Source organism: Kitasatospora sp. NPDC056273, from assembly GCF_042268845.1.
Classification (GTDB): domain Bacteria; phylum Actinomycetota; class Actinomycetes; order Streptomycetales; family Streptomycetaceae; genus Kitasatospora.
In genome coordinates this window covers 1-20,246 of sequence record NZ_JBHJSJ010000046.1, presented here as the reverse complement: position 1 = coordinate 20,246, position 20,246 = coordinate 1, and the positions used below count along the sequence as shown (strand labels likewise).

The 20,246-nt window shown below is 72.3% G+C and carries 16 protein-coding genes, 1 tRNA gene and 1 other RNA gene; 7 read left to right on the top strand and 11 right to left on the bottom strand.

What is annotated here, in order from left to right; all coding sequences use genetic code 11:
* Positions 1-156 precede the first annotated feature (156 nt).
* The gene (locus ACFCY1_RS30970; protein WP_375876726.1) at positions 157-1,638 is read left to right on the top strand and encodes a hypothetical protein; all 1,482 of its coding nucleotides are present in this window, start codon (positions 157-159) and stop codon (positions 1,636-1,638) included.
* Positions 1,635-2,408, top strand: coding sequence for an isocitrate lyase/phosphoenolpyruvate mutase family protein (locus ACFCY1_RS30965; RefSeq protein ID WP_375876725.1), 774 nt, complete (start codon positions 1,635-1,637; stop codon positions 2,406-2,408). The genes ACFCY1_RS30970 and ACFCY1_RS30965 overlap by 4 nt, the downstream gene beginning before the upstream one ends.
* Before the next feature lie 102 nt (positions 2,409-2,510).
* Here the strand turns inward: ACFCY1_RS30965 and ACFCY1_RS30960 are convergent, their stop codons facing one another.
* A complete protein-coding gene (locus ACFCY1_RS30960) occupies positions 2,511-3,275 on the bottom strand; it encodes a TetR/AcrR family transcriptional regulator C-terminal domain-containing protein (RefSeq protein WP_117488580.1) in 765 nt (254 codons plus the stop codon).
* A 310-nt stretch (positions 3,276-3,585) separates the two neighbouring features.
* Here ACFCY1_RS30960 and ACFCY1_RS30955 point away from each other — a divergent pair, with 310 nt between their 5' ends.
* Positions 3,586-5,100: an MFS transporter gene (locus ACFCY1_RS30955; RefSeq protein WP_117488578.1), complete on the top strand. Its 1,515-nt coding sequence runs from the start codon at positions 3,586-3,588 to the stop codon at positions 5,098-5,100.
* A 143-nt stretch (positions 5,101-5,243) separates the two neighbouring features.
* Positions 5,244-5,960, top strand: coding sequence for a helix-turn-helix domain-containing protein (locus tag ACFCY1_RS30950; RefSeq protein WP_375876724.1), 717 nt, complete (start codon positions 5,244-5,246; stop codon positions 5,958-5,960).
* On the opposite strand, the gene ACFCY1_RS30945 is transcribed toward ACFCY1_RS30950, so the two are convergent.
* The 4 genes from ACFCY1_RS30945 to ACFCY1_RS30930 form a co-directional block, all read right to left on the bottom strand.
* Positions 5,957-6,370: a VOC family protein gene (locus ACFCY1_RS30945; RefSeq protein WP_375876723.1), complete on the bottom strand. Its 414-nt coding sequence runs from the start codon at positions 6,368-6,370 to the stop codon at positions 5,957-5,959. The two genes, ACFCY1_RS30950 and ACFCY1_RS30945, sit on opposite strands and share 4 nt — an antisense overlap.
* Before the next feature lie 70 nt (positions 6,371-6,440).
* Entirely contained in the window at positions 6,441-8,891 is a 2,451-nt protein-coding gene (locus tag ACFCY1_RS30940; RefSeq protein ID WP_375876722.1) for a helicase-associated domain-containing protein, read from the bottom strand.
* Between the two features lie 209 nt (positions 8,892-9,100).
* A complete protein-coding gene (locus ACFCY1_RS30935; RefSeq protein WP_375876721.1) occupies positions 9,101-10,231 on the bottom strand; it encodes a hypothetical protein in 1,131 nt (376 codons plus the stop codon).
* A 106-nt stretch (positions 10,232-10,337) separates the two neighbouring features.
* The gene (locus ACFCY1_RS30930; RefSeq protein ID WP_375876720.1) at positions 10,338-10,964 is read right to left on the bottom strand and encodes a TetR/AcrR family transcriptional regulator; all 627 of its coding nucleotides are present in this window, start codon (positions 10,962-10,964) and stop codon (positions 10,338-10,340) included.
* A gap of 110 nt (positions 10,965-11,074) precedes the next feature.
* Between ACFCY1_RS30930 and ACFCY1_RS30925 the strand changes: the two genes are divergently transcribed.
* Positions 11,075-11,758, top strand: coding sequence for a hypothetical protein (locus ACFCY1_RS30925; protein ID WP_375876719.1), 684 nt, complete (start codon positions 11,075-11,077; stop codon positions 11,756-11,758).
* 272 nt (positions 11,759-12,030) lie between these two features.
* Here ACFCY1_RS30925 and ACFCY1_RS30920 read toward each other — a convergent pair whose 3' ends face one another.
* The 6 genes from ACFCY1_RS30920 to ACFCY1_RS30895 form a co-directional block, all read right to left on the bottom strand.
* Positions 12,031-12,609, bottom strand: a complete 579-nt coding sequence (locus ACFCY1_RS30920) for a hypothetical protein (RefSeq protein WP_375876718.1) — start codon at positions 12,607-12,609, stop codon at positions 12,031-12,033.
* A gap of 73 nt (positions 12,610-12,682) precedes the next feature.
* The gene (locus ACFCY1_RS30915; protein WP_375876717.1) at positions 12,683-13,951 is read right to left on the bottom strand and encodes a hypothetical protein; all 1,269 of its coding nucleotides are present in this window, start codon (positions 13,949-13,951) and stop codon (positions 12,683-12,685) included.
* Positions 13,948-14,697 (bottom strand): ABC transporter ATP-binding protein, encoded by a 750-nt coding sequence (locus tag ACFCY1_RS30910; RefSeq protein WP_375876716.1) that lies wholly within the window; start codon positions 14,695-14,697, stop codon positions 13,948-13,950. Before ACFCY1_RS30910 ends, ACFCY1_RS30915 begins: the two co-directional genes overlap by 4 nt.
* A 103-nt stretch (positions 14,698-14,800) precedes the next feature.
* A complete protein-coding gene (locus ACFCY1_RS30905) occupies positions 14,801-15,154 on the bottom strand; it encodes a hypothetical protein (RefSeq protein ID WP_049652311.1) in 354 nt (117 codons plus the stop codon).
* Between the two features lie 1,195 nt (positions 15,155-16,349).
* Positions 16,350-17,300, bottom strand: a complete 951-nt coding sequence (locus ACFCY1_RS30900; RefSeq protein ID WP_375876715.1) for a hypothetical protein — start codon at positions 17,298-17,300, stop codon at positions 16,350-16,352.
* 1,145 nt (positions 17,301-18,445) lie between these two features.
* Positions 18,446-18,530, bottom strand: a tRNA-Ser gene (locus ACFCY1_RS30895).
* Positions 18,531-18,641: 111 nt separating this feature from the next.
* Here ACFCY1_RS30895 and ffs point away from each other — a divergent pair.
* An RNA gene (ffs, locus tag ACFCY1_RS30890) (signal recognition particle sRNA small type) lies at positions 18,642-18,732 on the top strand.
* Positions 18,733-18,823: 91 nt separating this feature from the next.
* Positions 18,824-20,246: DNA polymerase III subunit gamma and tau (locus ACFCY1_RS30885; protein ID WP_375876714.1), on the top strand; the 1,423-nt coding region annotated here is incomplete at its 3' end.

The window sequence follows — 20,246 nt, the reverse complement described above, 5'->3', positions numbered from 1 at the left end:
TGGTCGGGGCACGGCGGTGCGTGGATGCCCTGGTGCGGGGGACGGGTCGGTCGCGGCGGCGGGGCCGCGTGGGGGAGCGGAGCCGGGGACATGCCTCCAGGGTCGCCCCGGCACGGTTCGGCCGGGGCCGAAACGACCCGGGGCCACGATGACGGCATGAGCGAAACCACGGTGGTCCCCGGGACGGCGACCACGACCTTCTCCCGCTACGACGATGTGACGGCGGCCCTGGCCGATCCCGCGCTGGTGCCGCTGCCCGCGGCGGCCCCCGCGCCTGGTGTGCCGGGCGGTGCCCCCGGCACGGTGGCCTGGCTGCGGTCCGCCGTCGCCCGGTTCAGCTCCGGGGAACCGCACGCCCGGCGCCGGGCGCTGGTGCTGGCCGACCTGGAGCGGCTGGACCCGGACCGGCTGCGGGTGGCCGCGGCCGGCGGTTTCGAGTCCGACGTCCGGCTGCGGGTCGTCCGGGTGCTCGCGGCGGAGCTCGGCCTGGCCGACCCGGAGGCCGTGGCGCGGGACGTCGCGACGGTGTCCCGGGCGTACTTCACCGACGCGCCGGCCTGTTCGGCGGCGGACGGCCCGGTGGCGGACGGCCCGGTGGCGGGCCCGGCCGTGGACCCGGTGGTGGACGGCGCGTCGGCCGACCCGGCGGCCGATGCGGCGGTGGCCCGGCTGCTGCCCGCGATGGGGGACCGGGACGAGGAGACCGCCGCGAACCGGATCGGCCTGCTCGTCCAGGCCTGCGACGCCACCGCCGCGCTGGTCGAGGGCGCCCGCCGGCACGAGGACGGGTTGGCCGGCGTGCTGCGCACGGACCCGCCGGTCCGGACGATGCGGCGGATCGCCGTCCGGGCGACCGAGGTCGGCGGGGTCGCGGTGCCGGCCGGCACGCGGGTCCTGCTCGACATTGCCGCCGCCCAGGCCGGGGCGCCGGCCGGGGTCGCGCTCACCTTCGGTGCCCCGCCCCGGAGTTGCCCGGGCCGCTCGCAGGCCCTGGTGATCGCCGAGGGCATCCTGTACGGCGCCTCCGACCCGGCGGACACCGGGACGCCGCCGCCTACCCCGGACCTCGACAAGGCCGAACTGGCCGCCCTGGTGCCGGAGATGGTCACGTACGTGCTCGCCCTGGCGGTCGGCTGGACGGCCTGGGACGGCCGTCCGATCGTCAACACCGACGGCCGAACCTACGCGCCGCACAAGGCCGTTCGCCGCATCACCGACCATCTCGTCGACCACCTCGCCGAGGTGGAGGCCCGGCTGGTCGGCGAACCGACCGAGCCCGACCGCTGGCACGCCTCCAACGCCACCACCCCGGCCGACCTGGCCCCGTTCACCACCGCCGACCTGGACGAGGCCCGCAGTCGGCTGACCCGGCTGGCCGGGATCTGGTCCCGGCGGGTCGCGGCGCTGCCGGACGAACGGCTGGACGACTCCCCGGGGACGGGCTGGAGCTTCCGGCAGATCGTCTGCCACGTCTCCGAGGCCGGGTACTACTACGCGGACTCGGTCGGGAGCCTGGCGGGTGCGAGGGGCGGTGCCGCGGATCCGGCGTGGGTGACCGACGGCCCGATGTGGGTGACCGACAGTCCGGCGGACCCGACCGGACACCGTGCGAACGAGCCGATGGAGACGACCCGATGACCCCCTTCGCCGCCCTGCACCACCGCCCCGGGCGCCCGCTGCTGCTCCCCAACGCCTGGGACCACGCCTCGGCCGTCGCCCTCGCCGCCCAGGGCCACCCCGCGATCGGCACCACCAGCCTGGGTGTGGCGGCCGTCGCCGGCCTCCCCGACGGCGCCGCCGCCACCCGCGCGGAGACCGTACGGCTGGCGCGTCGGCTCGGGCGCGGCGGCTTCCTGCTCAGCGTCGACGCGGAGTCCGGGTTCAGCGACGACCCGGACGAAGTCGCCGAGCTGGCCGTGGAGTTGGCCGAGGCCGGCGCGGTCGGCATCAACCTGGAGGACGGCCGGGCGGACGGCACGCTGGCCCCGTCCGCCCGCCACGCCGCGAAGATCGCCGCGGTGAAGGCGGCCGCCCCGGAGCTGTTCGTCAACGCCCGTACCGACACCTACTGGTGCGGGCATGACGCCCCCGAGGCGGAGACGCTCCGCCGCCTGGACGCCTACCAACAGGCGGGCGCGGACGGCGTGTTCGTCCCCGGGCTGACCGGTCCGGCGGCCATCGGCCGGCTGGTCGGCGCGCTCGCCGTCCCGCTCAACATCCTCTGGACGCCGACCGGCCCGGGCCTCGCCGAGCTGGCCGCGCTCGGGGTGGCCCGGGTCAGCCTCGGGTCGCTGCTGTACCGCGCGGCACTGGCGGCGGCGGTGGCCACGGCTGCGGCCGTCGCGGCGGGGGAGCCGGTCGGTCCGGTGCCGGGGTACGCGGAGGTGCAGGCGCTCAGCGGGAGCTGAGCCGCGCGGTCGGGGCGGCGCTGGGCCGGGCGGCCGGGACGGCGCTGTACCGTGCGGCCGGGCGGGAGGCGGCACGTCGGGCGGGGGCGGCCCCCGGAGGGCTCAGTGCTGTCCGCGGGCCGTCCTGGCCGCTTCGATCCCGTCCAGGATGACGTTGACGCCCCGGGCGAAGGTGCTGTCCCGGCCTCCGGCGACCTCGTCCGGAACCGAGGTGGTGTACAGCCGGTGCAGCCGCGGGAAGTCCTTGGTGGCCTCCGTGACGACGGGCAGCAGCCGGTTCATCCACTCCTGCTCGTCCTGGCCGCTGCGGGCCAGCGCGGCCAGCCAGGCGGCCTCCACGCAGGCGGTCCCGATGGTGTAGCCCATGACCGCGTTCATCGCGTCGTTCGCCTCGACGATCTCGAAGCCGGCCGCCTCCAGGACGTCCAGCAGGGCTTCGGAGAGCCGCATCCAGTTGGGGCCGAGGTAGATCATCCCGACGTCTCCGATCACCCCGACCATCCACGGGTGGCGGATGATGGCCGTGCGCATGCTCTCGGCGCACTCCGCGATCTTCGCGCGCCAGACCTTCGGCTCCTCGGACCCCTCGGCCGAGGGGTGCGGGAGGGTGCCGAAGACCTGGTCGACGACCAGGGCGAGCAGCTCGTCCTTGTTGGCGACGTGGGTGTAGAGCGAGGTGGCGCCGGCGTTCAGCCGGGCGGCGAGCTTGCGCATGCTCAGCGCCTCGATGCCGCCGGAGTCCAGCAGCGCGAAGGCCTCGGCGACGATCTGTTCGCGGCTGAGGGCGGGCTGTTCCCGCCGTCGCTCGGGGCGGTTCCACGGCATGGGGATGCCCGGGGTCGCGCCGTCCTCTGTCCTGGCCGCCATCGGGCCCTCCTCACCAATCGTCCGGATCCGGTCCGGTTCGGCGCCGCTCGCCACGGGTTGATGCGAACAGTGTACGGGGAGACGAACAGCGTGCGGAGATCGAACGGTGTGCGACGTTGCGAACAGTGTGCGGTGTCCGTACAGTGTTCGGAGCGGCGCACACCGTTCCCCTGGGGACGGAGGACGGTGTGCCCGCGACGACTTCCGCGCGGCTCCGGCGTCACAGCCCGGCCCGCGCGCCCGTTCCGACGCTCGACGCCCGAGCTCGGAACCCGACGCTCGAAGCCCGAAGTTCGAAGGGGGAAACGCCGTGGAACGTCATCCGCAGCGCTGGCTCATCCTGGTCGTGCTCTGTCTCAGCAGCCTGGTGCTGGTGATCGACAACATGGTGCTCACGGTGTCCATCCCGCCGATCGCGGAGGACCTCAAGGCCGGGGCGCAGGACATCCAGTGGATCATCGACTCGTACATCCTGGTCTTCGCCGGCCTGCTGCTCACCTCCGGCAGCCTCTCCGACCGCTTCGGACGGCGGAAGGTGATGATCGTCGGGCTGGCGCTGTTCGGCGCCGCCTCACTGGTCGCGGCGTACGCCGGCAGCCCCGGTGAGCTGATAGCCGGGCGCGTCCTGATGGGCGTCGGCGGCGCGCTGGTCATGCCGAGCACGCTCTCCATCCTGATCACCGTCTTCGACGACGAGGAGCGCCCGAAGGCGATCGCCGCGTGGACCGCGGTGGCCATGGTCGGCCTGGTCGGCGGTCCGGTGCTGGGCGGCGCGCTGATCGCGCACTTCTGGTGGGGCGCGGTCTTCCTGCTCAACGTGCCGATCGCGGCCGTCGCCATCGTCGCCGCGGTGCTGCTGATGCCGGAGTCCAAGGGACCGTGGCGCCGCCCCGACCTGCTCGGCATGGTGCTGTCGATGGTCGGCATGACGGCGTTGGTGTGGTCGATCATCGTGCTGCCCCAGGACGGCTTCACCAGCGCGAGCACCCTCGGCGCACTCGCCCTCGCGGTGGCCTCGCTGGTCGGCTTCGCCGTCCGGCAGGTCCGCACCGACTCGCCGATGGTCCCGATCAAGCTGTTCCGCAACCGGGTCTTCACCGGCGCCAGCTTCTCGCTCATCCTGCTGACCTTCGCGACCGGCGGGCTGATGCTGGTCCTCACCCAGTACCTCCAGTTCGTGCTGGAGTTCTCGCCCACCGACACCGGCCTCGCCTTCATCCCGCTGGCCATCGCCTCGCTGGTGTTCAACGCGCTGGGCGCGGTGCTCGGCAAGAAGGTCCCGGCGCGGGTGTTCACCTCGATCGGCATGCTGATCATCGCGGGCGGCTTCGGACTGCTCGCCACCCTCTCGGTCGGCGACGGCTTCACCAAGGTCTCCCTGGCCATGCTGGTGCTCGGCATCGGCTCCGGCCTCGCCATGCCGGCCGCCTCCAACGCGCTGATGAGCGCCATCCCCAGTGAGCACGCCGGCGTCGGCTCCGCGCTCAACGACACCATCCAGCAGTCCGGTGCGGCGCTCGGCGTGGCCATCCTCGGCACCGTGCTCTCCAGCACCTACACCGGCGCGATGCCCGCGGCCGCCCCCGCCGCCGCCCGCCACGACATCACCGGCGCGCTCGCGGTGGCCGGCTCCACCGGGGACGGCGGCCTGGTCGCGGCCGCCCGGGAGGCGTTCAACACCGCCACCTCCACCACCTTCACGGCGGGCGGCATCGCGGTCGTCGCGGCGGCGGCGCTCACCCTGGTGCTGATGCGCGACGGCCGGAAGACCGCCGGTACGGGGGCCGAGCCCCCGGCGGTGCCGGAGGCCGAGCCGGTCGCCTGACCGGCCCTTCTCCCCGGGCAGATCGCCCCGGCCGCCTCGTGCGGCCGGGGCCGTCGGCGTCCGCCCGCCGTCCTGCCGCCCTCCTGTCGCTGTCCTGCTGCCGTCCGCCCGCCGGGTCCCTACGGGGCGCGTAGCCTCGGATCATGGAACCGTCCGCCTCGTACCAGGAACGCGCGTGCCGGCTGCCCGGCGCGGTCCTGTGGACGAAGCCGGCCCTCGGGCGTACGGGCGGGCATGCGAGTGCCGGGCTCGTCCTGCCCGACGGCTGCATGGACCTGCTGTGGACGGAGGGCCGGCTGCTGGTCGCCGGACCGGACACCCGTGCCTTCCACCCCGGCCCCGGACTGCGCGGCCCCTGGGCGGGCGTACGCTTCCGGCCCGGCGCCGCTCCCGCCCTGCTCGGCGTCCCCGCACACGAACTACGGGACCGCCGCGTCGAGTTGGCCGACCTGCGGCCCGCCGCCGAGGTCCGGCGGCTGACCGAAGGCATCGACGCGGCCCCCGACCCGGCCGCCGCCCTGGAGGCCCTGGCCCTGCAACTGGCCGCCGACGCCCAGCCCGAGGACCGCCTGATCCGCGCCGTGGCCGCCTCGCTCGCCGCCGGCCGCTCCGTCGCCGCGACGGCCGAAACGGTCGGCCTCGGCGCCCGCCAACTGCACCGCCGCTCCCTGGCCGCCTTCGGCTACGGGCCCAAGACCCTCGCCCGGATCCTGCGCCTCCAGCGCGCCCTGGCCCTCGCCCGCTCCGGCGTCCCGCAGGCCGAGACGGCGGCCCGGACCGGCTACGCGGACCAGGCCCACCTGGCCCGCGACGTACGGGAGTTGGCGGGCCTGCCGCTGACCGCGCTGCTCTCCTCCTAGGGCCTGTCCTCGAGCGGCGCGAGCAGGTCCACCCCGTTGCCGTCCGGATCGTGCACCACGGCGTACCGCTGCCCCCAGAAGGCGTCCCACGGCTCCAACTCCCCGTGGTACCCGGCGCCGGTCAACTCCCCGTACACCGCGTCCACCTGCGCGGGACTCGCGCAGCGGAACGCCAGTGCGGACCGGCCACCGCCGCTCGGCGGCCGCCAGGCGGGATGGAACGACCGGATGGTGGCCTCGGAATCGAGCACCAGAAGCGGCCCGCCCGGCACCTCGCCCTCGACGTGCGGCTCCCCCTCCGCCCCCTCGGGAAACCCCACCCCCAGCCGCCGGTAGAAGCCGACCGAGGCGGCCACATCCGCAACGGCCAGCCCGACGAACGCGAACTGCGGTACACCTGTGCTGTTCATGCCCCCACGCTAGGCACCCCCGCCCCACCCGGTCTTGAACGAATCGGACACCGGCCGGCCGGGGGCCCGGCTACGAGGGCATCACCCCGTGGATGCGGGAGAGGGTGAAGACCCGTTCGGCGTCGCGCAGGTGGCACCAGGCGTGGAGGTAGGGCGCGTCGAGTTCGAGGCGGCTCAGGGTGCGGACGGTCGTGTTGCCCGAGGTGGCGGTGTACTCGACGGTGATCGGCTGCTTCTCGTTGACGGCGTGGGCCAGTTGGCGGACGTCGGTGAAGGACAGGTTGCGCGCGTACCCGGCGATGATCTCCTCGGTGTCGCTGGCGTAGGGGCGGCCGTCGTCGGGGTCGGGCTCCGGAGCCTCCTGCGGGGCCGCCAGTAGCCGGGCGGCGACGGCTGCCAGGTCGGTGGCGGTCCGGGCGCCCGCGACGCGGACGGCCTTCCGCCGTGGGCCGGCGGGTCGGCGCGGGGTCGGGAGCGGGTTCGTTGCCCGGTGTCGCCGGGTCCGCTCGATGCGGACGGATCCGTCCTGCTCCTCGGCGACGGGGGCGTAGCCCGCCGACCGCAGGGCCGCGAGCGTCTCGTCCGGCGGGGTCCGGCTGATCAGCACCGTCGGTGCCAACTGCCGCAGGCCGAGCGGGGCGAGCCTGCGGTGGGCGGCCAGTTCGGCGAGGAGGGCGGGTTCCGCGCCGTGGATCACGCAGGCCGCGGAGACGACGCGCACCCGGCCGTGGCCGCGCGCGGTGTCGCGGATCAGGTACGCGAGCGGTTGTGGCAGCGGTTCCGTGGTGGTGGCGGTGGCGGTGGCGGTGGCGGTGGCGGCGAGGTCGGCCGTCAGCGTGTCGGCGGTTTGGCCGGCGTCGAGGGCGCGGCGGACGCTGTCCGGGCTGAACCGCCACACCGACGCCGTACCGGTGGCCTCCCGGTCGGCGACGGAGTCCAGCAGCGTGACGAGGGGCGTCGAGGGCGTGCCGGCGACCACGGCCGTGAGATCGCTGCCGAAGCGGGCGGACCCGGTGGAGGCGGGCAGCAGCCGTCGACAGGCGGCGGCCACCGTGTCCGGGCCGTCGGCGTCCAGGGCCGCCCCGAGCGGGGACAGGGCGCCGAGGGCGAGGACGCCGAGCAGCTCCGATTCGCGGACCAGGGTGGCGAACGGGCTGGCGTCCTGGGCGAGTTGGTCGACGAGCGGGCGCTGCCACGCGATCAGCGCCCCCAGGTCCGCCGGGTCGGTCGCCCCCTCACCCGGCGGGAGCCGCGTCGCGGAGGCGAGCAGTCCGTGCCGGGCCTGGACGCAGCCCCCGCGGGGCGGGGCTCCGGTGAGGGCGGGCAGCGCCTTCCCCTCCTCGTCGCGGCTCCCGCCGGGGGTCAGCGGCAGTGTCCACCAGGCGCGGAGGAGCACGGCGAGCCGGTCGGCGGGTTCCCCCTCCGCCCAGCCGTCGTAGGCCTCGGTCGCCGCGACCCGGTCGCCGTCCCGGGCCAGCAGCCCGGCCGCGGCGGCCGACTCCAGCGCGATGCGCACCACGGTGTCGTCGCACTTCGCGGCCTTGCCGAGCCGGGACAGCTCGCGGGCTCCGACCCCGCCGGACTTCAGCCGGGCCGGGGGAGCGGCGGCGCACGCCGCGAGGACGGAGGAGGCGTGGGCGGCGAACGCCATCGCCGCGGCGGCGGCCTCCCGGTCGACCGCCGATCCGGTGACGGGCCGCGTCCGGACCGCGGGCGGGACGGGCGTGAACGGGGCGTGCCAGCCGGTGCCGCGCAGCGCGAGGGCCACCTCCGAGGGCATCCGGGCGGGCCCGTACCAGCGCCCGTCCCGGATCAGCAACCCCCGTTCCAGCGCCCACCGTTCGCCCGGCCCGGGATCCGGCCGCGGGAGGCCGTACAGGATGCGGGCCGACCGCTCCGGTGCCTGCCGCGCACGTTGCTCCAGGAGTTTCCGAGTAGCCGCGGGGGCCTTGGCGACCAGCGCGGTGACCCGGTCCGGATCGCCGTGGTGGTCGATCAGCGCGGCCAGCCGCTTCTGCTTGGTGCCCGTCGACGTGATGCCGACGGCGGCGAGCATGCGGCCCAGATCGGTGGAGGTCGTGTCCGCGAGCAGCCGTGCCAGTGGCGCGTCCAACCCGAGGGGTGCGGCCCACACCTGCCGCAGCGGCGCCGCCACGTGCAGCCGCCCGTCGCCGCCCGGCCACACCAGCGCGCGATCGGCCAACTCCCGCAGTACCGCGTCCAGTTGGTGAGCGCGCTCCCCGTCCGTCGCGTCGAGGAGGTTCGCCAGTACGTCCCGGGTGGCAGGCGCCAGCGCGGCGGCGCCCTCCGCCACCTGGAGCTCGGGCAGCGTGAGCCGGGGGATCGCCAGCGCGACCGAGGCCGGGCGCTGGAGCCGGTCCGCCAGTTCGCCGACCGATCGCGGCTCCGGCTCCACCGCGGCGTCCGGGCGCGAGGCCAGGACCCGCATCACCTGTGCCGCGTCGGCGCCGCGCAGCCACGCGACCAGGGTCGATCCACTTGTCTTGCCGATGGGGAACACCTCACCACAGAGGACGGACGCCGTCCCAGGTCGGAACCGGCCGGGGCTCAAGCATGGCAAACACGGTGTGCCGGCGGGCGGTTCGGGCCGCACGGCGAAGCCACCGGCGGGCGGTTCGGGAGACAGCGAGGGCCCGGGCCGCGGTCGGTGGTCGCGGTCCGGGCCCTCGGGGACGGGAGCGTACGGGAGCAGCACCCGCGGCAGGGCGGTCAGTGCAGGACGTTCAGGGAGTTGGTGGCGTCGTCGACGAAGTACACGGCGTCGCGGTCGAGGTCGACCGCGAGCCCGAACAGGGCGCCGGCGCCGGGCGGGGTGCCGCTGTCGTCGAGCGTGCGGACGGCGACCTGGTCGCCGGCGGGGGTGGTCTCGACCAGGTTGCCGTCGCCGGAGTTCACCGTGAGGACGTCGCCTCCGGGGGCGACGGCCAGGCCGAGCGGCCCGTTGAGGTTGCCGCCGGTGCTGACGGTGGTGCCGGTGCCGGCGTCGGAGACGCGGTGGACGGCGTCGGGGATCGCGGCGATCCGGTTGGCGAGGGTGTCCGCCACGTAGAGCGTGCCGTCGTGGCCCAGGCCGACGCCGGTCGGGCCGATCACCAGGGCGGCCGGGTCGGTGCGCTGGCCGAAGCCCGAACCGATCCGGGTGGTCGCGATCCGCTGCGGCGGTGCGCCGCCCGGCCGGCACAGGGTGATCCGCAGGACGGTGCCCTGGTCGACCTCGGCCCCGCCGCCCGCGACCGTGCCGTTCAGCAGGTTGGTCACGAACAGCTCGTCGCGGTCGCCGGAGCTGACGGCCGTCATGTCCCACGGGCCGTCGATGCCGTCGCCCGCGATGGTCTCGCGGACCGTTCCGTTGCTGTCCAGCACCAGCAGGCAGCCGGCCTGGACGGTGGCGGAGGTGCCGTCCGTGGTGGGCGTGCTGCCGACCACGACCCAGCCGCCCGGCAGGACGGTCAGCGCCGTCGAGAGCCCGACCCCGCCGGGGCACGGCCCGGGCAGGTGCGCCGGGTCGATCTGGGCGAACGTGCTGACAGCGCCGTCCGGACTCACCTGGACCAGGGTGGTCCCGGTGCCCTGCTGGTTCTGCGCGTTGTTGAAGTTGCTGATCAGGACGTTGCCGCGGTGCAGCCTGCCCGTGCTGTGCCGGATCACGAACGTGCCGTACGGGTTCACGTCCCCGTTCGCGGGCACGGTCGAGGCGACCGGGGACACGGTGTTCAGCGGCCCGAGGAACGGTGCTCGGCCGACGGCGCCCCCCGCCGCCGTGGCGCCGAGCACCACCACGGCGGCGGCGACCAGGCCGGCCTGCCCCCAGAACCTGATGCGCGAAGAGTGAAGTCTCATAACGCGAAGTTATGTCGTGGTCGAATCGCCTGGCGCGCGGAGTTCACCCAGCGGGGTCCCGCGGGGACGCCAGGGGTCCGGGCCCGCCTCGCCCGGGAGGGCGCCGCTAGGAGAGCGCCGCGAAGCCGGTGCAGAGCAGGCGGACGCTCCGGGTGAACTTCTCGTCCTGGCCCACGCGCGGGATCAACGGGCCCATGAGCAGGGGGAACCGCTCGCACAGCTCGGCGTACTGCTCCGCGGTGACGGGCGGTGGCGCCGCCGGCTGGTTCTGCTCCTGGAGCACGAAGCCGGTGACGTGGCTGAGCAGGGTGTCGGCGGCGATGCCGCAGTGGTCGGCGGGGAGGCCGGCGTCGAGGAGGGTGCGCAGCAGGCGTTCCATCAGGGAGAGGGCGCCGGGGCTGAGCACGCCGGGGCTCTCGGCGAGGAGCTGGGCGCCGCCGGGGTGCTGTTTGAGGCTCAGGCGCAGGGCGGCGGCCTGGGCCTCGACGCGGTCCTGCCAGGTGGTGGTGGGCGGGAGGGCGGCGAGGGCCTCGGTGCCGGCGTCGTACGCGCTGCGGCAGACCCGGTCGGCCATCAGGGCGAGCAACTCGTCCTTGCCGCGCACGTGGTAGTAGAGGCTGCCCGCGTGGGCGTCCAGGCGGTCGGCGACCTGGCGCATGGACAGGTTCTGGTAGCCGACCTCCGCGAAGACGGCCATGCCCGCATCGACGATGCGCTCCTTGGTGAGCTTCATGCGGTCCACCGTACAACGTTTTCCAACACTGTTCGAAAACTGTGCTAGCTTGGCGTCATCAGGTTTTCGAACGGCGTTGGAAAATGCCGGAACCGGGGGGAGGGCCAGACATGGGAGCGATCGTCTTCAACGTGACCACGGCCGCGCTGATGGTCATGATGGTCAACTGCGGGCTCGGCGTCGTCGGCCGCGACACCCTGCGCGGACGGCCGCTCCCATGGACGGCGGTCGCCCTGACCGCGCTCGCCGTCGGCGGCGTCCTGCTCCAGCTGCTCTGGTCCGGCGCCATGGACGCGCTCGACGCGGACCCCGCCAAGTCCGGCTGGTGGCGCGAGTTCACCTCGGTGTTCATGCAGAACGGCGGCCTCTTCGGCGGCCTGTGGAACCTCGTCACCCTCGCCGCCGTCGCCGCCCTCGCCCAGTGGTACTGGGGCGGCCCGCTCACCCTCGGCTTCTTCCTCGCCGGCATCCTGCTGCCCGGCCGCGTCGACAGCCTGCTCGGCCTCGGCGGCGGCCCCAGCACCGACCCCCGCAACTTCGCCGGCAGCTCCGGTGCCACCTACTTCCTCGGCGCCACCCTCGCCCTGGCCTTCCTCACCCGCACCCGCCTCCCCAAGGAGCTCGCCCTGGCGGCCGGCGTCCCCGCCCTCGGCCTCGCCATGTGGATCGCCCAGGAGAACGGCCACGGACTCGTCTCCGTCTACGGCTTCGCCCTCGCGGCAGCCGCCTGGGCCGTCCGCCGCCGGCTCCGCCCGGCCGGCGCGTCCCACCCGGCCCCCGGCCGGGCGGCCTGACCCGCGGCCCTCCGGCGTCTGTCCGGTGCCCACTCGCGGCACGACGGCAAGCGGCGCACGACTGCGACCCCGAGGAACGCCGAAGGCCCGGACCGCTCAGCGGTCCGGGCCTTCGGCCAGGCGGAGGAGATTCGAACTCGCGAGTGGTTGCTCCGATACGCTGTCCAGCTCTCCTCGGCAGTGCCCGTCCGGGACCGGGCGAGTCCTGACCGGCCTTGCGCGCTGTCGGCGCCCGCGCGTCGGGCCGCGCCTCGAGCGCTTGCAGATTCGCGTCAGACGGCGCCGCGCCGTCGTGGTGACCTACGTCGCCGGCGCCACGGAGTGGACAGCAGACCGACCACCACCAGCAGGACCGCGGCGACCGCCATCAGGTTCGCGGCCGTGTCGCCGGGCGCGCCCCTGCTCCAGTCCCACCACTGCGGATCGGCGCTGCTGCCGAAATAACTCAGCGGAAAGACCGTCGCGAGGGGCAGGACCCAGCCGAGGGCCCAGCCCATGCAGAGGCCGGAGAGCACGGCGATCCCGAGCCAGACCGCCAGGGCCCGTACCGCCACCACACCGACCGCCACGCCACCGTGCCTGCCCTCCAGCACACCGACCACCACCCCGGACAGCACTGCGGCGGTGATGAGGTGGAGTGCCCGCATCCGCTGCAGCGACCCGGCCGCCACGGCCTCGAGGCCCTCCATCGGACCGTGAAGGCTGCTGACTGCCAACGCCGCGTAAGCGAGTGGTAGTTCACGGCGGAACGGCACGTCCACATCGCCCGTTCGGGCCGTTGGAAGTACCAGTCCGATCGATCCCCACATGGCCTCCATCACCGCGAGCGCCAGCAGGCTCAGCGCCAGCACGTGCAGGCGGCGACTGCGCGCATAGCGCAGTGCGTGGGCGAACCGGAGGTACCTTCCACCCGAATGGCGGGGCTCATGCACAGGGCATCTCCCGCAGGACGCTCAGGCGTTCATTCACCCAGGAGATCTGCTCGGCCTGCGGCGCACCTGCCAGCTGGTCGATCGAGGCCGTGTCGAGGCCCGGCGGGCCACCGTGAACGTCGTCCGGCTGCGGCCCGCCCGTGATGGTCACGTTCAGCCACCTCCCGAGCTCCCACGAGGCCTTCACCATGCGTTCGGTGTTCGCCTCCGTCAGGTTCTTGCACCGTGGAGGGGCAGTCGCGCTGAGGATCTGAATCGAGATGCTCTCGGCCACGGTCCACACCGAGCCCTCACTGATGGGGAAGTCCGTGTACTGGTGGGCCGGTCCGCGCAGCCCTTGTTCGTAGAAGGCGTCGGGCACGACGAACAGTCCGGCGGGCAGCAGGGCGATCCGGTCCGATAGCGAGGCGAGCTTCGGAAGGTATTTGCGCTCCTCGGGCCAGATGCACAGCTTCGGCGTTGTGGTGGTGCACAGCGGCTGCGCGGGCGCGCTCCGTGACACCTGCACCCTGCCCGCCTGCGGTGCCGCTGCCACCAGTGCCACCAAGAGGGCGCCGAAGCCGACTGCGGCGAGGCCCGACCGTGCCCTGAACAGGACCGACCGTCGGGCCTGCCACCAGTCCGGCAGTGTCAATGCCAGTCCTGCCGCCGCCAGCGCGAGCCCCACACGAAGTGCGACCGCGGCCGGCGCAGCCTGCGCCTGAGGGCTCCCGGAGAGCACGAAGAGCCCGAAGGCGTGTGGGCTGCCGACCCACGCGAGGACAGCCAGGCTGCCGAGGCCGGCCACCGAGGGTGCAAGGAAGGTGGAACGAATCGTCTTGCCCACCAGTTGTCCTGCGGCAGCGCACCCGGTCATCACGGTCAGGCCGATGACCAGATATCCCGGCCACAGGAATCCGGGACCCGCCTCCGACCAGCTGACGGCGGCCGCGACCAGGGCTCCGCACGCGTACACAGCGGTGCCGTACACCAGGGTTGCGGTCAGCAGGAGCAGCTCGGGCAGGAAGCGGGGCCTGGTCGACGTGGGGGTGGCGGGCATCGCGCCGCCGCGGCCCTCGCGGCCGGCCGCCCAAGCCGCAGCCGCGGCCAGTGCGGGGCCGAAGTAGAAGGAGGGTACCTGGGCGGCGACGCTGGTTTCGGGCCAAACCCCGATCCAGGACCGACTCCGGCCGAAGAGGGCGGCGAGGTCGATCAGCAGGAGTGCCGGCAGCCACCAACGCAGCGGGGAGCGACGCAGTTCCATGAGCAGGACGCGGATCATGCGCCGACCTCACTCCGTAGCACGGCCATGTAACCGCGTTCGAACTCACTGTCCCCGGGCGCATCCGCGCTGGCCTGGCCCGCCAGATCTTCGGGGGTGCCGTCGTACACGAAACGGCCGTCCTGCATCACCACGACGCGGTCGCACACCGCGGCCACGTCCTCCACCAGGTGGGTGGAGAGCACGATCGCGGTGTCCGGCAGCGACCGCAGCAGGGTGCGGAACTCCAGACGCTGGGCGGGGTCGAGGCCGACCGTGGGTTCATCGAGGAGCAGCACCGCGGGCTCGCCCACGACGGCGGCGGCGATGCCCGCCCGGCGCAGCATGCCTCCGGAGAGCGACTTCATCTTGGCGCCGGCCCGGTCGGCCAGCCCGACGGCTTCGATGGCTCGTCTGGTGGCGTCGCGGGCCTCGCCGCGCGCGACGCCGCGCAGCCAGGCGCAGTACTCCACGAAGTCCTGCACCGTGAATGACGGGTAGAAGCCGAAGTCCTGTGGAAGGTAGCCGACCTGACGGCGAACCACGCGGGCTTCGCGTTCGCTGGTCACCGTCGTCCCGGATACGGTGACGCTGCCCGAGCGCGGCGGCGTCGCGGTGGCCAGGGTGCGGAGCAGGGTGCTCTTGCCCGCGCCATTCGGGCCGAGCAGTCCCAGCACCCCCTGGTGTACCGCGAGGTCGATTCCTGACAGTACGGTGCGGCTGCCGTATCCCTGAATCACTGATGACAAGCTGGCGATGGGCGCCATGTTCGCCTTCCACGTACGGGAAGGGCGCTCCCGGCACACCGGGAGCGCCCACGGTTCACTGACGGCGCGACCCGGACCGGGGCCCGCTCCGCGCCGGTTCGACTCAGCCGCCGGAGTACTCCACCCACGAGCTGTTGATCTTGAAGGTGCAGTCGTACTGACCGAAGCCGCCGATGTTGGCGTTCTTGTAGAAGTAGCTCCAGCCGCTGGAGCCATCGGGCTCGAGGTTGCAGTCGGCCGAGACTCGGAAGTTGCCGTCGGCCGTGACGGGGTAGCAGTGCCCGTTGGTCCCCGTGGTTCCCCAGGTGCTGTAGCATCCATTCGTCTTGCCACTGGTGCCGCTGGCGCTGGCCAGCGGGGCCACACCGAGGGCCACAACGGTGGCCAGGCCTGCGACCGCAGCCACCTTGGTCGCCAGGCTGTGAGCCCGTGCGGGCGCGCCGAAGAGCTTCGCCATCAGTTTCCTCCTGAGCTGGGATGCGATGGTGGCGAGGAGGGGCCCCGGTGTGACAGCACTGGGGCCCGATCGCCTTGAGCGGGAGAAGTGCTGACGCGGAACTCTTGATGCGCATGTGACGTCTTCCCCCGGCTCAGATTCTGACAGTGCCTCAAGAGCGGCCGCAAGAGCGGTCGATCGGCACCGTCGGGATGCCTGTGAGCGAGTCGCTCTGTGTGACGACATGAAGTTCGCATCGGAGCTATATGAAGCTCACTTGTCCAGGTTGATCACTCATCGGCATGCTCGTTGTGTCACGTAACAGTTGCGTAACGGTGGTGTCATGAACTCCGTTGAATGGGCCGTGAAGCCCTCTCGAATGGGTGTACGCCTCGTCTACTTGATGTGATGAAGCGTCATATACGTTGCTGTGTACCAATTGGGGACAAGGTCCCGAGCGTGAGTGCGCTGAGCAGTTCTGCCTCCCGGGTCGGGGTGGCGAACGGTGTGGCGTCCTGGGGGAGTTCGTCGACAAGAGGGCAGATCCACACGAGTAGCACTCCCGGGTCCGCGGAGTTTGCTGCGTCTTCCTTGCCTGGGGGCGGTTGAGATGGTCGGCAGCGAAGGCCAGGCACTCCGAGGTGTGGACTGAGAGGTCGGTCTCCTTGGGGAAGTGCCGCCGCAGCAGGCCGTTCGTGTTCTCGTCGGAGCCGGCGTTGCCAAGGGCCGGCCATGTCGCAGAAGTAGATCGGGTTGTCGGTGGCGAGGGTGAACTCCCGGTGGCGGTCCATCTCGCCGCCCTGATCTCAGGTCAGGGACAGCCTCAGCTGTGTCGGAAGAGTTCGGGCAGTGGTCATCTGGCGTCACGGACGGCCTCGGCGTCATGGTCGCCGGTCGGGAGCTGTGCCCGCTGACCGTGGCGTAGCCGCTCCGGGCTCCACTTCTCGTCCGGCATCGCCTGGACGGCATCCCGAAAACTCCGGCTTCGACAGGATCCTGCGGGCGCCGTCGGTGCGGTTGCGGCGGATCTCCTGGCTGATCGTAGAGGGGCTGTGGGCTGGGCTCGGCGGCGATGCCCGGGCTGTGCTGGTGCCTGGGCCATCCGGCGCTCGTGGATCCCGAAGTCCAATGCATCCCCTGAACTGGGGCGTTGTAACGACTCCTGGAGCCCAAGTCCGCACCGGCTGGTCCAGGCCCTTTGGCGGGGTGGCCGTGCTCAGTCCGTACCGCCACCCCTGAGCCACGTGTCACTGACGTCGAGCGTCTGCGGAACGACGTCCGGGTACCGGTCTGCGAGGTACTCCTGCTCGATCTCCTCGCCGGTTCGCCGATCCATGACGGTCTTCACGCCACCCATCTTCATCTTCTTCAGGGTGCCGATGGACTCGCCCGTGACGAGGGCATTGAAGGCCTTGATGGCCTGGGCCGACTGCTGCACGCTGTCCCGGCTGACAACCCCGCGGTTCACGTTGGTCATGGTGTTCGTGTAGAGGGCCCGGGGGTCCTTGCCGACGAACTCTTGACTGGCTTCACCGATGCCGTCGAAGAACGAGTTCGCCACGGGTTCCGGCCATTCCTCGGTGATGATCTTGTAGGCGACGACCAGCCCGGTCGCGCTGGCGTGACACTGCTTGCCCTTCCCCACCATGCGGATGATCAGGTCTTCCTCGATCGGCCATTTGACCACCAGCTCCTGCAGCTTTTCCGCCGTCAGTCGGCCGGTGGTCCAGCGGGTCCAGTGGAGCTGTGCGCTGCGGTTGGCGAGGACCTTCAAAGCGGCCGCGTATACGTTGGAGTTGGCCTGCTTCATCTCGGTGATCTGCGCGACGAAGTCCCCCGCGGTGCGGATGCGGCCGCCGTCGATCGCGGCGAACGTGTCCGGGTTGAGGTTGTACGTCACCTGGGCGGTCACGGTGGCACCGGTCTCGATGATCGCGGCGGCGCGGTGCTGCCCGTCGATCAGGCAGCCATGCCAGTCGAGCGCGAATCCCTGGTGCGTGGTGCGGTACTGGCCGTTGCGCAGAATGGTCTTGAATTTGTCCACATTGGATCGCTTCAGGGGGACACGGTTGCATGTCCTCTTGCTCATCCAGTTGCTGCACTTGTCGGGAGTCACTTCGGTGATCTCGGTGTAGACGGGCGGGCTGGTGCGGACTTCATCGGCCATCGTGCTATTTCCTTCTCGGAGCGTGGTGAAGAGATCTACGCGACTCGAAGGCGCTCGTCGGCCGTTCGTCTCGCTTCCCTCGGGGCGAGGCTAGAGGCAGATGTCGTCAGATAGTGAATTAAGTCAACTCTTGCAAAGAGACGATCGATCTCAATGGGCGCCCTGTCGTAAGTACTGCGAACTCTGATCGACTGTGATCGCAGGTGGGTGCTTATTTCGGAATGGGCGGGAATCACGGCAGTCTGACACCTGCGGGCGGCGTCATCTGGCGGGCGGCCCGCGCCGCCGGGGTCGAGGCTGAATCCATGGCAGCTGGTCCTGAAGGCCTTGGAACCGGCGTGATGGTCCGGGTCGCACCAAGCCAGACCAGGAATACTCCGGCCATTTCCCTTCGATTGTGCATCGCTCGGAATCGAGATCGCTTGTTGTTCCGGGTGGATCGCCGGTGCAGGCATCGAAAGGTTGGGGCAGGTGATGCCGCGACCCTGGGGGTGGATTCGTTCGGAGCCCCGCTCTTCCTCTACGCTAAAGTTATTGCAAGACCCCATTCCTGGCGGGCACATGAGTGTCTATCGGCTCTCTCGGTCGCAAACTGCGGGCGGAGTCACGGCGTCCGCTCTGGCGGACGCCGCGATCCCGGCCGCAATGCGCGGGCGGGTATAGCGGGAGAGGGGAGGAGCATGACCGCGCTCGATCAGCAGCGCCCGGCCGAAGATAGGGCTGGGGCGGAGCCGGAGAGTTGTTCGATGGGCGTTGGTCTGCGCTGTTCCACTCGAATTCGGGCAAGGTATCGGTGATGGGCCGCGTGGAGTCCAGGGGAATCACGGCTCTGGCGATGGCAGGCTCGGTGCTCTTTCCCGGCTGCTTGTAGTACCCCGGCTGGCGCTCGCGCATGTGCCCGCCTGTTCGAGCCGAATCGATCAGGGTGGGTCGAGCAACGGCTTGCTCCGGCCGGCCTGTCGGACGTTCGAGAGTTTGTGCAGCGACTCGGTGGCCCGCCCGGGGTCGACCGGATCAAGGGAGAGGTTCGGGTACTGCTGCCGGAGGAGCCCGGTGAAGGGGCCTGGGGAGGACAGCTGGGCCGGAGGCCGTGGAGGGACAACGACGAAGGCCCGGGCCGCTGAGCGGTCCGGGCCTTCTGCCGGCGGAGGATACGAGATTCGAACTCGTGAGGGGTTGCCCCCAACACGCTTTCCAAGCGTGCGCCCTAGGCCTCTAGGCGAATCCTCCGTGGGAGAGCTTAGTACATGTTTCGGGGTGCTCGCGACCACCTGTCCCGCAGGCGGGAGGGTGGGGGTGGCCTGTGGATCGTTGGGGCGGGGATCCGGTACTGTGGGGGTCAGCCCCTCGTGTGGCGTCATCTCTCTGAACCCCCCCAGGGCCGGAAGGCAGCAAGGGTAAGAGGGCTCTGGCGGGTGCGCGAGGGGTCTTTGCGTTCCCGGGGCCCGGTCGGGGCCGGTCGGGGACGGTCGGCGGGGTGAGGGGCGACGCGTTTGTCGGTCCGTCCCGATATCGTCGGGGGTGTGTCCCTAGCCCTGTACCGCCGCTACCGCCCCGAGACCTTCGCGGAGGTCATCGGGCAGGAGCACGTGACCGCTCCGCTCCAGCAGGCCCTGCGCAACAACAGGGTCAACCACGCGTACCTGTTCAGCGGGCCGCGCGGCTGTGGCAAGACGACGAGCGCGCGCATCCTGGCCCGTTGCCTCAACTGCGAACAGGGGCCGACGCCGACGCCCTGCGGGGAGTGCCAGTCCTGTCGGGACCTCGCGACCGGCGGGCCCGGGTCGATCGACGTGATCGAGATCGACGCCGCCTCGCACGGTGGTGTGGACGACGCGCGCGAGCTGCGCGAGCGGGCGTTCTTCGCGCCGGTGCACAGCCGGTACAAGATCTTCATCCTGGACGAGGCCCACATGGTGACCTCGGCCGGCTTCAACGCGCTGCTGAAGGTGGTCGAGGAGCCGCCGGAGCACCTCAAGTTCATCTTCGCGACCACCGAGCCGGAGAAGGTGATCGGGACGATCCGGTCCCGGACGCACCACTACCCGTTCCGGCTGGTCCCGCCCGGCACGCTGCGCGACTACCTGGCGGAGGTGTGCGGCCGGGAGGGGATCCAGGTCGAGGACACCGTGTTCCCGCTGGTGGTGCGGGCGGGGGCCGGGTCGGTGCGTGACTCGATGTCGGTCATGGACCAGCTGCTGGCCGGGGCCGGCGAGGGCGGCGTGACGTACCAGATGGCCACGGCGCTGCTCGGGTACACCGACTCCGCGCTGCTGGACGAGGTGGTGGACGCCTTCGCCGCGCACGACGGGGCGACGGTGTTCCAGGTGATCGACCGGGTGGTCGAGGGCGGGCACGACCCGCGCCGCTTCGTCACCGACCTGCTGGAGCGGCTGCGCGACCTGGTGATCCTGGCCACCGTGCCGGACGCGGGGGAGAAGGGGCTGATCGACGCCCCGGCCGACCGGGTCGCGGTGATGCAGGCGCAGGCGGACGCGTTCGGCGCGGCCGAGCTGAGCCGGGCCGCAGACCTGGTCAACACCGGGCTGACCGAGATGCGCGGCAACGCGGCGCCCCGGCTGCAGCTGGAGCTGATCTGCGCCCGGGTGATGCTGCCGGGCGCGTACAGCGACGAGCTGTCGTTGCAGGCGCGGATGGACAAGCTGGAGCGACGGGCGTCCGCGGGCGGGTTCGCCGCGCCGATGGCGGTGCCCGGGGGCATGCCGATGGCGGCTCCGACGGCGACGCCTCCGATGGCGGTGGCGCCGGTGGCCGAGGTGCCGGTGGCGCCCGCGCCGGTCCAGCCCGCCGCCGTACCGGCCGCGCAGGCCCCCCAGCCCGTACAGGCCGCGCCGCCCGCCGCCGCGCCCGCCGCGCCCGCCGGGCCGGCGCCGGGTGCCTGGCCGATCCCGCGCAGCTTCCCGCCCGCCGGCGGGGCCCCCCCCC

What these genes read in the sequence shown, in the direction of transcription:
- ACFCY1_RS30935 (WP_375876721.1), bottom strand. Translation starts at nt 10,231, where the DNA reads ATGAGACTTCACTCTTCGCGCATCAGGTTCTGGGGGCAGGCCGGCCTG.
- ACFCY1_RS30965 (WP_375876725.1), top strand. Translation starts at nt 1,635, where the DNA reads ATGACCCCCTTCGCCGCCCTGCACCACCGCCCCGGGCGCCCGCTGCTG.
- ACFCY1_RS30960 (WP_117488580.1), bottom strand. Translation starts at nt 3,275, where the DNA reads ATGGCGGCCAGGACAGAGGACGGCGCGACCCCGGGCATCCCCATGCCG.
- ACFCY1_RS30945 (WP_375876723.1), bottom strand. Translation starts at nt 6,370, where the DNA reads ATGAACAGCACAGGTGTACCGCAGTTCGCGTTCGTCGGGCTGGCCGTT.
- ACFCY1_RS30915 (WP_375876717.1), bottom strand. Translation starts at nt 13,951, where the DNA reads ATGATCCGCGTCCTGCTCATGGAACTGCGTCGCTCCCCGCTGCGTTGG.
- ACFCY1_RS30930 (WP_375876720.1), bottom strand. Translation starts at nt 10,964, where the DNA reads ATGAAGCTCACCAAGGAGCGCATCGTCGATGCGGGCATGGCCGTCTTC.
- ACFCY1_RS30925 (WP_375876719.1), top strand. Translation starts at nt 11,075, where the DNA reads ATGGGAGCGATCGTCTTCAACGTGACCACGGCCGCGCTGATGGTCATG.
- ACFCY1_RS30905 (WP_049652311.1), bottom strand. Translation starts at nt 15,154, where the DNA reads ATGGCGAAGCTCTTCGGCGCGCCCGCACGGGCTCACAGCCTGGCGACC.
- ACFCY1_RS30970 (WP_375876726.1), top strand. Translation starts at nt 157, where the DNA reads ATGAGCGAAACCACGGTGGTCCCCGGGACGGCGACCACGACCTTCTCC.
- ACFCY1_RS30950 (WP_375876724.1), top strand. Translation starts at nt 5,244, where the DNA reads ATGGAACCGTCCGCCTCGTACCAGGAACGCGCGTGCCGGCTGCCCGGC.
- ACFCY1_RS30900 (WP_375876715.1), bottom strand. Translation starts at nt 17,300, where the DNA reads ATGGCCGATGAAGTCCGCACCAGCCCGCCCGTCTACACCGAGATCACC.
- ACFCY1_RS30910 (WP_375876716.1), bottom strand. Translation starts at nt 14,697, where the DNA reads ATGGCGCCCATCGCCAGCTTGTCATCAGTGATTCAGGGATACGGCAGC.